At 70.9% G+C, this 12532-nt stretch carries 14 protein-coding genes; 10 read left to right on the forward strand and 4 right to left on the reverse strand.

All coding sequences use genetic code 11. The features are described from left to right. Window positions 1–65 precede the first annotated feature (65 nt). The 3 genes from ilvD (at window position 66) to E1267_RS14755 (ending at window position 2885) form a co-directional block, all read left to right on the forward strand. Window positions 66–1904, forward strand: a complete 1839-nt coding sequence (gene ilvD / locus E1267_RS14745; protein ID WP_132333018.1) for a dihydroxy-acid dehydratase — start codon at window positions 66–68, stop codon at window positions 1902–1904. Window positions 1905–1990: 86 nt separating this feature from the next. Further along, on the forward strand, window positions 1991–2485 hold the full coding sequence (locus tag E1267_RS14750; protein WP_165959619.1) for a helix-turn-helix transcriptional regulator: 495 nt from the start codon (window positions 1991–1993) through the stop codon (window positions 2483–2485). A gap of 124 nt (window positions 2486–2609) precedes the next feature. After that, window positions 2610–2885, forward strand: coding sequence for a hypothetical protein (locus E1267_RS14755; protein ID WP_132333019.1), 276 nt, complete (start codon window positions 2610–2612; stop codon window positions 2883–2885). A 45-nt stretch (window positions 2886–2930) separates the two neighbouring features. Here the strand turns inward: E1267_RS14755 and E1267_RS14760 are convergent, their stop codons facing one another. The 3 genes from E1267_RS14760 to E1267_RS14770 form a co-directional block, all read right to left on the reverse strand. Further along, window positions 2931–3131 (reverse strand): FmdB family zinc ribbon protein, encoded by a 201-nt coding sequence (locus E1267_RS14760; RefSeq protein ID WP_132333020.1) that lies wholly within the window; start codon window positions 3129–3131, stop codon window positions 2931–2933. Between the two features lie 145 nt (window positions 3132–3276). Next, on the reverse strand, window positions 3277–4071 hold the full coding sequence (locus E1267_RS14765) for a GNAT family N-acetyltransferase (protein ID WP_132333021.1): 795 nt from the start codon (window positions 4069–4071) through the stop codon (window positions 3277–3279). 43 nt (window positions 4072–4114) lie between these two features. Further along, entirely contained in the window at window positions 4115–4621 is a 507-nt protein-coding gene (locus tag E1267_RS14770; protein ID WP_132333030.1) for an HNH endonuclease, read from the reverse strand. Window positions 4622–4902: 281 nt separating this feature from the next. On the opposite strand from E1267_RS14770, the gene E1267_RS14775 reads away from it, so the two are divergent. The 4 genes from E1267_RS14775 to E1267_RS14790 are packed head-to-tail and all read left to right on the forward strand — an operon-like array spanning window position 4903 to window position 8805. Then, a complete protein-coding gene (locus E1267_RS14775; protein ID WP_132333022.1) occupies window positions 4903–6960 on the forward strand; it encodes a prolyl oligopeptidase family serine peptidase in 2058 nt (685 codons plus the stop codon). Window positions 6961–6970: 10 nt separating this feature from the next. After that, the gene (locus tag E1267_RS14780) at window positions 6971–7771 is read left to right on the forward strand and encodes a helix-turn-helix domain-containing protein (protein WP_132333023.1); all 801 of its coding nucleotides are present in this window, start codon (window positions 6971–6973) and stop codon (window positions 7769–7771) included. Further along, entirely contained in the window at window positions 7768–8118 is a 351-nt protein-coding gene (locus E1267_RS14785) for a VOC family protein (RefSeq protein ID WP_132333024.1), read from the forward strand. Before E1267_RS14780 ends, E1267_RS14785 begins: the two co-directional genes overlap by 4 nt. A 36-nt stretch (window positions 8119–8154) precedes the next feature. Beyond that, complete coding sequence (locus E1267_RS14790) at window positions 8155–8805, forward strand: DUF6461 domain-containing protein (protein ID WP_132333025.1); 651 nt, start codon at window positions 8155–8157, stop codon at window positions 8803–8805. Between the two features lie 6 nt (window positions 8806–8811). Here E1267_RS14790 and purU read toward each other — a convergent pair whose 3' ends face one another. Beyond that, window positions 8812–9675, reverse strand: a complete 864-nt coding sequence (purU, locus tag E1267_RS14795; protein ID WP_132333026.1) for a formyltetrahydrofolate deformylase — start codon at window positions 9673–9675, stop codon at window positions 8812–8814. A 353-nt stretch (window positions 9676–10028) separates the two neighbouring features. On the opposite strand from purU, the gene E1267_RS14800 reads away from it, so the two are divergent. The 3 genes from E1267_RS14800 (at window position 10029) to E1267_RS14810 (ending at window position 12464) form a co-directional block, all read left to right on the forward strand. Continuing rightward, window positions 10029–10985: an inorganic phosphate transporter gene (locus tag E1267_RS14800; protein WP_246063872.1), complete on the forward strand. Its 957-nt coding sequence runs from the start codon at window positions 10029–10031 to the stop codon at window positions 10983–10985. Beyond that, a complete protein-coding gene (locus E1267_RS14805) occupies window positions 10982–11668 on the forward strand; it encodes a DUF47 domain-containing protein (protein WP_246063874.1) in 687 nt (228 codons plus the stop codon). The genes E1267_RS14800 and E1267_RS14805 overlap by 4 nt, the downstream gene beginning before the upstream one ends. A gap of 346 nt (window positions 11669–12014) precedes the next feature. Further along, a complete protein-coding gene (locus E1267_RS14810; protein ID WP_132333027.1) occupies window positions 12015–12464 on the forward strand; it encodes an NUDIX domain-containing protein in 450 nt (149 codons plus the stop codon). The last annotated feature ends 68 nt before the right edge of the window (window positions 12465–12532 follow it).

A 12532-nucleotide genomic window follows, 5' to 3' on the forward strand; every position in this document is an offset into this window, starting at 1 on the left:
GGCGTCTCAGTCGCCGGGCGGTTGGCCGTAACATGTGAGGACTTGCTAGCGACGGGAGAAGCGCGATGCCGGCCCTCAGGTCACGTACAGTCACCCACGGCAGGAACATGGTCGGTGCCCGGGCCCTGCTCCGGGCGACCGGCGTAGCCGGGGCCGACTTCGGTAAACCCATCATCGCGGTGGCCAACAGCTTCACACAGTTCGTTCCCGGTCATGTGCATCTGCGCGAGGTCGGCGACGTGGTCGCGTCGGCCGTCAGGGAGGCCGGCGGCATCCCCCGCGAGTTCAACACGATCGCGGTCGACGACGGCATCGCGATGGGCCACGGCGGCATGCTCTACTCCCTGCCCTCGCGCGAGCTGATCGCCGACGCGGTCGAATACATGGTCAACGCCCACTGCGCCGACGCGCTGATCTGCGTGTCCAATTGTGACAAGATCACGCCGGGCATGTTGCTGGCGGCGTTCCGGCTGAACATCCCGACGATCTTCGTCTCCGGCGGCCCCATGGAGGCCGGCAAGACGCCGGGCAGGAAGCTCGACCTGATCGACCCGATGATCGCCGCAGCCGACGAGTCCGTCTCCGACGCCGACCTGCTGGAGATGGAGGAGGCCGCCTGCCCGACGTGCGGCTCCTGCTCGGGCATGTTCACCGCCAACTCGATGAACTGCCTGGCCGAGGCGATCGGGCTGGCGCTGCCGGGCAACGGCACGATCCTGGCCACGCACAAGGCCCGCAAGACGTTGTTCGAGGACGCCGGGCGGCAGCTGGTGGAGATCACCCGCCGCTACTACGAGGAGGACGACGAGTCGGTGCTGCCGCGCTCGATCGCGACCCGCGAGGCGTTCGAGAACGCGATGACGCTCGACGTGGCGATGGGCGGCTCCACCAACACGATCCTGCACATCCTGGCCGCGGCCCGCGAGGCCCAGGTCGACTTCGGCCTCAAGGAGATCAACGAGCTGTCGCTGCGGGTGCCGTGCCTGTGCAAGGTCGCCCCCGCCACCAGCAGGTTCCACGTCGAGGACGTGCACCGCGCCGGCGGCATCCCGGCCATCCTGGGCGAGCTCGACCGGGCCGGTCTGCTGCACCGCGACGTGTCCACCGTCAACGGCGGCACGCTCGCCGACCTGCTGGCCGGCTGGGACGTGCGTTCGCCGTCGGTCCTGCCGGAGGCGGTGGAGCTGTGGCACGCGGCACCCGGCAACGTGCGCACCGTCAAGGCCTACTCGCAGGACAACCGCTGGGACTCCCTCGACCTCGACCGGGCGGAGGGGTGCATCCGCGACATCGAGCACTCCTACACCGCCGACGGCGGGCTGGCCGTCCTCTACGGCAACATCTCGCGTGACGGCGCGGTGGTGAAGACCGCGGGGGTCGACGAGTCGATCTGGAAGTTCAGCGGGCCGGCAGTGGTGTTCGAGTCGCAGGAGCAGGCCGTCGATGGCATCCTGGGCGGGCGCGTCAAGGAGGGCGACGTGGTGGTCATCCGCTACGAAGGCCCCAAGGGCGGGCCGGGCATGCAGGAGATGCTCTACCCGACCTCCTTCCTCAAGGGCAGGGGCCTGGGCAAGGCCTGCGCGCTGGTCACCGACGGGCGTTTCTCCGGCGGCACGTCGGGGTTGTCGATCGGCCACGCCTCGCCGGAGGCGGCGGAGGGCGGCGTGATCGCGCTGGTCGAGGACGGCGACATGATCGACATCGACATCCCCAACCGGTCGATGGAGCTGCGGGTGACCGAGGCCGAGCTGGCGGCCCGGCGCGAGCGGCTGCTGGCCGAGCTGGGCCGCTTCCGCCCGCGCGACCGCGACCGGCCGGTGACCGTGGCGCTGCAGGCCTATGCGGCGATGACGACGTCGGCGTCCACGGGCGCCTCACGCGACCTGTCGCAGCTGTCGCCATAAGCACCACTCCTGTACGGCAGGCGATCGGTTGCCGCCTGCCGTACAGGTTTTCGAAAAATGTCGGTGGTCGTCCGTATTCTTTGGGTATGACGACAGTCGTGAAGCACGATACTCGCCCGCTGACGACCGCCGAGATCGCCGCCCTCGCCCTCTCCCTCGCCCACCTCGGAGCGGGTCCGCAGGCCGTCACCGCCAGGCGTGGCCTGCAGCACGCATTCGAGCACCTGGAGCTCGACGACGACGTCATCTCCACCACCCTCGCGACCCTCACCGAGCCGCTGCCCGTCGACGTCGCCTCACGGGCCAGGCTCATGGCCGACGCCATCACCAGCCGTCTCATGGTCCGTCTCCACTACCGCGACGCCTACGGCACCGTCACCGCGCGCGACGTCGAGCCGGTGACCTGCCTGGTCCACCGCGAATACTGGTACCTCGTCGGCGTGTGCAGGATGCGCCGGGCCATCAGGGCGTTCAGGTTCGACCGCATCATCGCGGTCGAGCCCACGCTCACTCCGTCCCGGCCGCATCTCGCCGACCGGTTCCTGCCGTTCCAGCGCCGCAAGCGCGCCAGGGCCGCGTGAGAACCTTGCCGATCGTTTGACCGGCCGTGCCCGATCGGCGTGCCCTCGACCGCGTGCTCAGGCGTTATCTGCGCGGACGTCCCGGCCGGGCGGCGCCGGCCGTGCTCGCTACGCCCTGCGGCTCATGTCCTCGGTGACGCCGTCGCAGGCGTGGGGCGTCGGCGCCGCGGCCGACGGGGGCGGGGCGGCGCTGAAGAACGGGTGGCTGCCCGCCGACGTCCACGACGGGCTGTGGACCGTCAACAGCGTGGGCCTGCTCGACGTGCACGGGCACGAGGTGCTGGTCGCGGTGTTGTCGGAGCGCAGCCCGGACATGCGGACGGGCATCGAGACCGTCGAGCGGCTGGCCAGGCTGGCGGTGAACGCGCTCACCCGGCCGGGCACCACCGTTGGCGGGTGACCTACCCAGGACGCCACCGTCGGGCGCCGCGGGTGCGCGACCTTCCTAGGAGCAGCAGCCGCCGCCGCAGCAGCCACCGCCCGTCTGGGGTGCGGCGGCGCCGCCCGTCATGGAGACCGTGGACAGCAACTTCACCGTGTCGTCGTGGCCCTCGGGGCAGGTGGCCGGGTCGTTGGAGGCCGACATGGAACGGGAGACCTCGAAGGTGGAGCCGCAGGCGCGGCAGCGGAAGTCGTATCGCGGCATAGAAGGAGTTTACCGCTGCCGGACGCCCGCCCGCCGGGGCCGCCGCACCTCCGCACCGCCGCACCCGAGCCGAGCCGGGCCGGGCCGGGCCGGGGCCGCAGCGCAGTGTCAGGTCGCGCCCCGTTCACGTGACGGGGCTTCGGCGTCAGTAGGTGAGGTGGGCGTAGTCGGACACCGGTTCGTAGCCGATGGCCTGGTAGATGGAGTTGCTCGTGGGGTTGCCCAGGTCGGTGAAGAGCACGACGTGGTCGCACCGCTCGGACAGGCCCGTCAGGCTGGTGAACGCCGTCACGGCGGTGCCGTAGCCGCGCCTGCGGCACGAGGGCGGCGTGTAGACGGGGCCGATGCGGCATACCCCACCGGCCGCCGGTGAGAGCCCGGCCAACGATACCGGCGTCCCGTCCGCCTCCCACACGAACAGCTGCCGGCGGGCCAGCCGCTGCGCCACCCGCTCGGCCAGGTCTCCCTCGGACGTCTGCACCTCGTCGTGGAACGCGTGGTACCAGCTCACCAGCAGCGGGAAGTCGCCGGGGACGGCGATCCTGCCCCGGCCCTGCACGTCGGGGACGGTGAGCGTGCCGAGGCGGTAGAGCCGCTCCGACACCACCCTGCGGGGCGTGCCGAGCAGCCGCATGGCCTCGGAGGTCACCTCGACGGGGCCCACGAGCGCGGGCAGGTCGCGATCGAGCGCCTCGACCAGGGGTGCGACGGCCTCGACGGGCATCGCGAAGAGGCCGACGGGATGCGGCGGGGTGCGGAAGACCGCGCCGCGAACCTCGCCGTCCACCGTCCACCATCCGAAGAGCGGGTCCTTGGCGGGCATGCCCGCGCGCAGGTTGGCGAGGACGGTCAGCGGGACGGTGTTGCGCACCGGGTCGCCGAGCAGGAAGGGCTCGGCGACCGTGGCGTAATCCTCAACCTCTGAGGTGAAGGTCCACATGCCTGCTCATGTTGTCAGGCCGGGAACCCCCTCATCAAAACCGTCAGGCCGCGGCCTGGAGGTAGGGCGCCCACTGGGGGTCTCCGACGAGCGACGCGCCGATGAGCCTCCAGTGGGCGCCCCGTGGCACCGCCGGGCTGACGCGGAGCGTCCACCCCAGCTCCTCCAGGTATTTGTCGGCCTTCCTGTGGTTGCAGGTCGTGCACGAGGCGACGCAGTTCTCCCAGGTGTGCGTGCCTCCCCTGGAGCGCGGGATGACATGGTCTATGGTCTCGGCCCGCTGCCCGCAGTAGGCGCAGCGGTAGTCGTCGCGCCGCATGAGGGCGGCCCTGGTCAGGGGGATGCGCGACCGGTACGGGATGCGAACATATCTGCGGAGCCTGATCACCGAGGGGACGTCGAGCGTACGGCTGGCGGAGCGCAGCACGGCGCCCCTGCCGTCGCGGTGCACGACGTCGGCCTTCTCCCGCAGCACCAGAACGATGGCCCGGTGCAGCGACAGGGTGGTCAGCGGCTCGTAGGTGGCGTTGAGCAGCAGGACTTGGCGCATCATGGGGCCTCTCCCCGCCGCGCGCGTATCAAAGGGGACATGCCGCGGCATGTCCCGGCTGTCGGCCCCTCCTGGGGCACTCGTGCTTCCGTCACGTGGACCTCCGCCGGACGGCCCAGCGGATGGTCACCACGGCACCGTCCTGTCACCAAGTCTGGCGTTTGCACCGTGGTCCCCGCCACCCCAAAACCGTTCGGCGGACTGACTGAAGGGACGCACGGTACGTTTTATGCCCGCTCGACCAGCGCTTTACGCATCCCCGTTGGCATAGGGTTCCTGGCATGACGCGAGAGCCGTACCCGACCGCACGACGCGAAGAAGCCACTGACAACCTGCACGGAACACCCGTGCGCGACCCCTATCGGTGGCTTGAGGAACCCGATGGTCCCGAGACCAAGGGGTGGCTGCTCGCGCAGGCCGAGCTGTTCAACCGGGAGCGGGGCCCGCAGCGTTTCAAGAGCCGCATCGCCGAGTTGCTGAGGTCGGGCTCGGTGGGCGTGCCCGCCTGGCGCGGCGGGCGCCACTTCTTCTCGCGCCGCATCCCCGACCAGGAGCACCCCGTCTACTACGTCGTCGAGCCCGACGGCACCGAGCGGGCGCTGATCGACCCCATCGGCATCGATCCCTCAGGCCTGACCACGCTCGACGCGGTGCAACCCGACAAGGAGGGCCGCCTGCTCGCCTACCAGATCTCGGTGGGCGGGAACGAGGAGTCGGTCCTCTACGTCATCGACGTCGCGACGGGGCAGCGCGTCGAGGGGCCCATCGACCGCTGCCGCTACTCCCCCGTCGCCTGGCTGCCCGGTGGAGAGGCGTTCTACTACGTGCGCCGGCTGCCGAGCACCGAGGTGCCGGAGAACGAGACGCAGTTCCACCGCCGCGTCTACCTGCACCGTGTCGGCACCTCGACCGAGGACGACGTGATGATCTTCGGGCAGGACCTGAAGATGACCAACTACTACGGCGTCGCGGTGTCGCGTGACGGGCGCTGGCTCCAGGTGTCGGCGCACGAGGGCACCGCGCCGCGCAACGACATCTGGCTGGCCGACCTGACGGAGTCCCCCGTCGACCGGCCTGAGCTGCGGGTGGTGCAGGAGGGCGTGGACGCGCAGTCGGCGCTGGTGTTCGGCCGCGACGGCGTCCTCTACGTCCACACCGACCGTGACGCGCCCCGGGGGAGGGTGTGCGTCGCCGACCCGGCCGCGCCGGCTTTCGGGACCTGGCGCGACCTGATCCCTGAGGACCCCGAGGCGGTGCTGAGCGACTTCGCGATCCTCGACGACCTGGAGCGCCCGGTCATGCTGGTGGCCTGGACCCGCCACGCCATCAGCGAGATCACCGTGCACGACCTCGAGACCGGCGAGCGCGTCGGCGAGGTGCCCACGCCGGGTCTCGGCACCATCGGCGGCATCGCCGAGCATCCGGAGGGCGGCCACGAGGCGTGGTTCGGCTACACCGACAACACCACGCCGCCCACCATCCAGCGTTACGACGCCCGCACGGGCGAGACCACGCTCTGGGCCGCCTCCCCCGGCGCGGTGGAGGTGCCGGAGGTGCGCACCCAGCAGGTCGTCTACCAGTCCCACGACGGCACCGACGTCCGCATGCTGATCATCTCTCCGGCCGGAGAGGCCTCCGGGCCGCGTCCCACGATCCTCTACGGCTACGGCGGCTTCGGGCTGTCCATGACGCCCGGCTACTCCGCCTCGATCCTGGCCTGGGTGGAGGCGGGCGGCGTCTACGCCATCGCCAACCTGCGCGGCGGCGGCGAGGAGGGCGAGGACTGGCACCGCGCGGGCATGCTGGCCAGCAAGCAGAACGTGTTCGACGACTTCCACGCGGCCGCCGAGCACCTCATCGCCACCGGCGTCACCACCAGGGAGCAGCTCGGCATCTCAGGCGGCTCCAACGGCGGCCTGCTCGTGGGCGCCGCGCTGACGCAGCGCCCTGAGCTCTACTCCGCCGTCGTCTGCTCCGCGCCGCTGCTCGACATGATCAGGTACGAGAAGTTCGGGCTCGGCGCCACCTGGAACGTCGAATACGGCTCGGCCGACGACCCGGAGCAGTTCGGCTGGCTGCGCGCCTACTCGCCCTACCACCACGTCAAGGAGGGGGTCGCCTATCCCGCGACGCTCTTCACCGTCTTCCAGTCCGACACCCGCGTGCACCCGATGCACGCCTGGAAGATGTGCGCGGCGCTGCAGCACTCCACGACGAGCGAGCGTCCCGTGCTGTTGCGCAACGAGACGGAGGTGGGCCACGGCGCCCGCTCGGTGAGCAGGACGGTCGACCTGTCGGCCGACTCGCTCACGTTCCTGGCACGGCACACCGGCCTATAGCCTCGACACCATGAGCGCGCTGGGGGTGGCCATGGTCGAGACCGCCCCCAGCGCCCTTCTGCGCCCCTACGTGACGCGCCTGTGCGCCTACAGCGAGCGCTACGCCGAGCCGGTGACCAGACGTGAGGTGGCGATGCCGGGGGCCGTGCTGATCCTGGGCTTCGGCACGCCGATGGAGGTCCAGGGGCAGCGGGTCTCGGCGTTCACGGGCGGGCTCGGCGACCGCTTCACCGTCACGCGCACGACGGGTCCGGCGGAGGGCGTGGAGGTGTTCCTCACGCCGTTCGGGGCGCGCCGACTCCACGGGCTGCCGATGCGGCAGTTGACCAACCGGGTGGTGCCGGTCGGCGACGTGCTCGGGGCGTGGGGTGACACGGCGGTGAGCAGGCTGGCCGAGACGCCGTCCTGGCACGACCGGCTGGCGCTGACCGACCGGCTGCTGTGCGAGCGCATCCTGTCCGGCCCTGAGCTGGGTCCTGAGCTGCCGTGGGCGTGGGCCAGGCTGCTGGAGTCGGGCGGCGGCCTGAGCGTGTCGTCGCTGGCCGAGTCGCTCGGCTGGAGCCATCGCCATCTCGTCGCCCGCTTCCACGACCAGATCGGCCTCACGCCGAAGACGGCCGCGCGGGTGATCAGGTTCGGCAGGGCGGCGCGGCTCCTGCGATCGGGCTGTTCCATCGCGCAGGTGGCGGCGGAGTGCGGCTTCTACGACCAGGCCCACATGAACAGGGAGTTCCGGGTCCTGGGCGGCACGACGCCCGGTCAGATTTGTCCAAGACCCGTGTGCGCGCAGCGGGCACCCTTGGACGTATGAGCAGAACCGTCTACGCACAGGCCAGATACCACGACTGCCAGGCCGCGCTCGACTTCCTGATCTCCGCGTTCGGGTTCGGGGTGCACGAGGTGACCAAGAACGACGAGGGCGCCGTCGCCCACGCCGAGTTGCTCGTCGGGGACGACATCATCATGATCGGCCAAGGCAGGCCCGGCGGGCCGGGCATCTACATCGCGACGGACGACGTCGACGCCCATCATGACCGCGCGAAGGCCGCGGGGGCCGGGATCACCATGGACCTGGTGAACCAGCCGTACGGGTCGCGCGAGTACGCCTGCACGGACCCGGAGGGCAACGCCTGGTACTTCGGTACCTACCGGCCCTGACAGGTTCTGTCGGTGGCGCCTGCCACGATCCGGGGCATGACCAACGATCCGCTCGCCCCCTACCGCTGGCTCCAGGCCGCCGACGGCGACCCGGCCAACCCCCTGGGCGACATCTTCTGCGTGTCCTTCTTCCGGGGGCTCGGCCCCGCCGAGGTGCTGCGCCGCTTCGACCCTGCCGGGCCCGCCGGCCGGGAGACGAGCTTCGACGAGCTGGGCGAGCAGGTCCTCGCGTTCGTCGAGGAGACCGACGGCGGTGACGGCGGCGGCCACGTCGGCGTGGTCCAGGCCGGCGAGTGGTGTGTGGCGATCGAGTTGTGGGGCTGGACGGCGGCCCTGACGGAGGCGCTGACGCCGCTGTCGAAGGGCTGCGAGGTGGTGGTCGTCTCGCGGCACGACTACGCCGAGGACGACTTCTCCTACGCCGTCGACGGCGCCGTCGTCACCACCTTCCGGCCGATCATGCCGAGCGAGCGGCACGGCAGCGACCTCCACCGGCTCGACGACCTGATGCGCGAGGTGGGGCTGACTCCCGAGGAGGCCGCCGACGGCTGGGAGGCCCAGTGGCACGACATGTCGGCCAACGGCCTGGCCCGCGCGTTCCTGCTGGCGGCCCGCATCACCGGGGTGGAGTTCACCGCCGGCCTGCTGGCGGGCCCGCTGCTCGTCGGCGCCATCGGCGAGTTCTAGGAGCGCTCAGCGGGGGAAGACGACGGTCTTGTGCCCGTCGAGCAGCACGCGCTGCTCGGCGTGCCACGTGACCGCCCTGGCCAGCGCCACGCACTCCACGTCACGCCCGATGGCCGCGAGGTCCTCGGGCGAGTGGCTGTGGTTGACCCGGGCCACCTCCTGCTCGATGATCGGCCCTTCGTCGAGGTCGGAGGTCACGTAGTGGGCGGTGGCCCCGATCAGCTTGACCCCGCGGTCGTGCGCCTGGCGGTAGGGCCTGGCGCCCTTGAACGACGGCAGGAACGAGTGGTGAATGTTGATGGCCCGGCCCGCGAGCTTCTCGCACAGCTCCTCCGACAGCACCTGCATATAGCGGGCCAGCACCACCAGGTCGACCTGATAGTGCTCGACCAGCGCCAGCACCTCGGCCTCCTGCCTGGCCCTGGTCTCGGGCGTGATCGGCAGGTGGTGATAGTCGATGCCGTGCGCCTGCGTCAGGGGGCGCAGGTCGGGATGGTTGGAGGCCACCGCGACGATCTCGATGTCGAGCGACTTGGCCCGCACCCGGTAGAGCAGGTCGTTCAGACAGTGGTCGAATCTGCTGACCATGATCAGCACCCGCGGCCTCCTGGCCACGTCGCGCAGCCTGAACTCCATGGCGAAGTCGGGCGCGAGCGCGGCGAAGGCACTGGTGATCTCGTCCTCCCCCAGCGGCCCGGCGAACTGCACGCGCATGAAGAACCGCCGCGCGGCCCTGTCGCCGAACTGCTGGCTCTCGATGATGGTGCAGCCGCGCGCGGCCAGCAGGCCGGAGACGGCGGCCACCACACCGGGCCGGTCGGGACACGACAACGTGACAATGTACTCGGCGTACCTGGCGGGATCGGTCATGCCTTCACCTCCGCGGGGCGTGGGGTCTGCGGGCGCCTTGCGGCCGGTGTGGGCAGCGTACAACCGGGGCGACCACGCCCGAGAGTACCTACGTGACCGGGTTCGGAGTGTGCGGTCGGGAGTGGCGAAGTGTCCGGTCACCAGCGGTTGAGCAGGGGTTGACCTCACGGACCTCAGCCAGGCGAACACCCTGATACCTGGAGCTTCACCCAACTTCCACACGAACACGGGTAGTTCATGTTCATCGAGGAAAGACTGTATGCGGGGGTCACGGGGCAGTCGTCTTTCCGCCATGAGTGCCGTGAGTGGATCGAGCGGGCCCCGCCCTGGCAGGGCGGGCCGGGATGGAGCGCTTGCCGTTGGACGCCGTCGTGCTGATCGTGGTCGCGGGTCTGTTCGCCGTCGTCTCCGGGGTCAACGACGGCGGCGCCGTTCTGGCGACGGGGCTCAAACTGCCCACGGTCCGCCCGGCGACCGGCGTGCTGGTGCTGGTGCTGATGGTGGCGCTGGTCCCGCTGCTCACGAACCAGGTGGCGCTGACCTTCGTGACCAGGCTGGCCACCTTCGACGAGCCTGGCGGGCGGCTCGCGACGGCGTGCGCGGTGGTCTCGTCGCTGGTCGTGGTGACGGTGCTCAGCGCGAAGGGTCGGCCGACCAGCCTCACGCTCGCCATCGTGGGCGGTCTGACCGGCGCGGGGCTGGGCTGGGGGCTGCCGGTCTCGGCCGGATCGGTGGGCCTGGTGCTGGCGTTCGGGCTGGCGGCCCCGCTCGTCGGAGGGCTGCTGGCCTGGGCGCTCATCCGGGCCCTGGTCTCGGTGACCACGGCCCGCGGGCTGCCGCGCTGGCACTGGGCGGGGTTCCTGCTGCAGACCCTCGCGTACGCGGCCAACGACGGGCAGAAGATGCTGGCCGTGTTCATGATCGCGCTGGGCTTCTCGGATGCGTCCCTGGCGTACACGTCGCTGGTGGCGCTCCTGTTCGGTCTCGGCGCCCTGTACGGCCTGCCCAAGGCGGGCCGTACGCTCGGCCGCGAGATCATCGCCTCCCGGCCCCCGCACGGAGTCGTGGCCGAGCTGGCCGCGGGCACGGCGGTGGTCGCCTCCGCGGCGGCCGGCATGCCGGTGAGCATGACCCAGGCCATCGCCGGCGGGCTCATCGGCGCGGGCGTCGCCCAGGGCGGCGGCCGGGTCCGCTGGTACGCCGCCGTCAAGATCGTTGTTGCCTGGTTGCTGACCCTGCCGGCGAGCGGGCTGCTCGGCTGGGTGCTGGCGTCGATGGTGAAGGGGATCGCGAGCGTGGATCTGTCATGAAAGGGAGGGCGAACGGTGGAGCGCGGTTGCGCGTGGAAGGCGGCCGGGCGGTGAGGCGGCTGCGGCGGATCCGCGACCTCATGACCGGCCGGATGGACAGCGCGCTGACAGAGGCGCTGCTCGGCCAGCTGGAGGCCACCAAGGAGGGCGCCTGGCTGGCCATGGCCATGATCGGCGGAGAGGTGGGCAGGACGGGCGCGCACGAGCAGATGCGCGCGATCGAGCACCTCGGCGACGAGGAACGCGCCCGGCTCGTCGACGAGCTCAAGACCGCCCTGGTCACGCCCATCGACCGGGAGGACCTGTTCAGGCTGTCACGGTCGATCGACGACGTGCTCGACTCGTTGCGGGACTTCGTCCGCGAGTCGCATCTCTACCGGGTGCCCGACCAGATCCGTTTCACCCCGCTGCTCGACCAGGTCATCGTCGGCATCGACGCCCTGGAGAACTCCGTCCGCGACCTCGCCTCCCGGCCCTCCGCGGTGGTGCAGGACGCGTTGGAGGCGAAGAAGGCGGGCGGGGCCATCCGGCGCATGTACCAGTACGAGATCTCGCGGATCTTCTCGGGAGAGCTGACCGCGGACGCGATGAAACAGCGGGAACTGGTGCGCCGGCTGGAGATCGTGGGCGTGTCCATCGGCGACGCGGCCGACGCGATCGCGGACGGCGCGATGAAGCGGTGAGGCGCCGCCCATGACGAAGACCGGCACCGATCTTCCCGCGGTTGGTCGCCCGGCCAGGCGCCCGCCGGGCTCAACTGTGAACATGCCCGGAGTACGGCCTCGCGTGGCGGTCGCTCGCCTTCCCGTGAGTGATCGTCTCCCGAGCGGCGTGCTCGGACCGTACGTCGAGTGGGTGCCCAGCCGGACGGCCGGGGAGACCGGCGTGGACGGCCGCGTTACCGACAGTGGCGGCGCGGGCGGCTCGAACGGCGACTCAGACGGCGGCTCGCCGGGTACCTGCGCGACCAGACGTATTTCGTTCCCTACCCTGACGGGCCGCGGGACGCCTCGGATAGTCTCGTCCCGGATGAACACCGAGGACACCAGTGACCGCCCCGCGGCGCGCGTCGTCTGTCTCGACCGTGACGGCCGGGTGCTGCTCATGCACTGGTACGACCCGGTCGGCCGGAATGACGTCTGGGAGCCCCCGGGCGGCGGTATCGATCCCGGCGAGACGGCGCTGGAGGCGGCCAGGCGCGAGCTGACCGAGGAGACCGGGCTGCCGGGCTCGGCCGTGGGCGGCAGATGTGTCGAGGTCGGACGGGACTTCACATGGCTCGGCGTACGGTACGTCAAGACGGAGCCTTTCTTCCTCGCGGTGTTCGACGAGGTCCGTCCCGAGGTGGTCCCGAAGGCGCTGACGGAGGAGGAGCAGCACGTCTTCCGCGGCTATGCGTGGGCCGAGGAGCTGCCTGAGGGGGTCGAGCCTCCCCTGCTGGCCGGGGTCGTGGCGGCCCTCACGGCAGGTCCACGGTGACGCCCGCGGACGCGAGTGCGAGCGGGCCGTCGTACGACGTGGCGGCCGCCTCCAGGGCGGGCTCGGGC

It is taken from the genome of Nonomuraea longispora (genome assembly GCF_004348345.1).
Taxonomy (GTDB): Bacteria; Actinomycetota; Actinomycetes; order Streptosporangiales; family Streptosporangiaceae; genus Nonomuraea; species Nonomuraea longispora.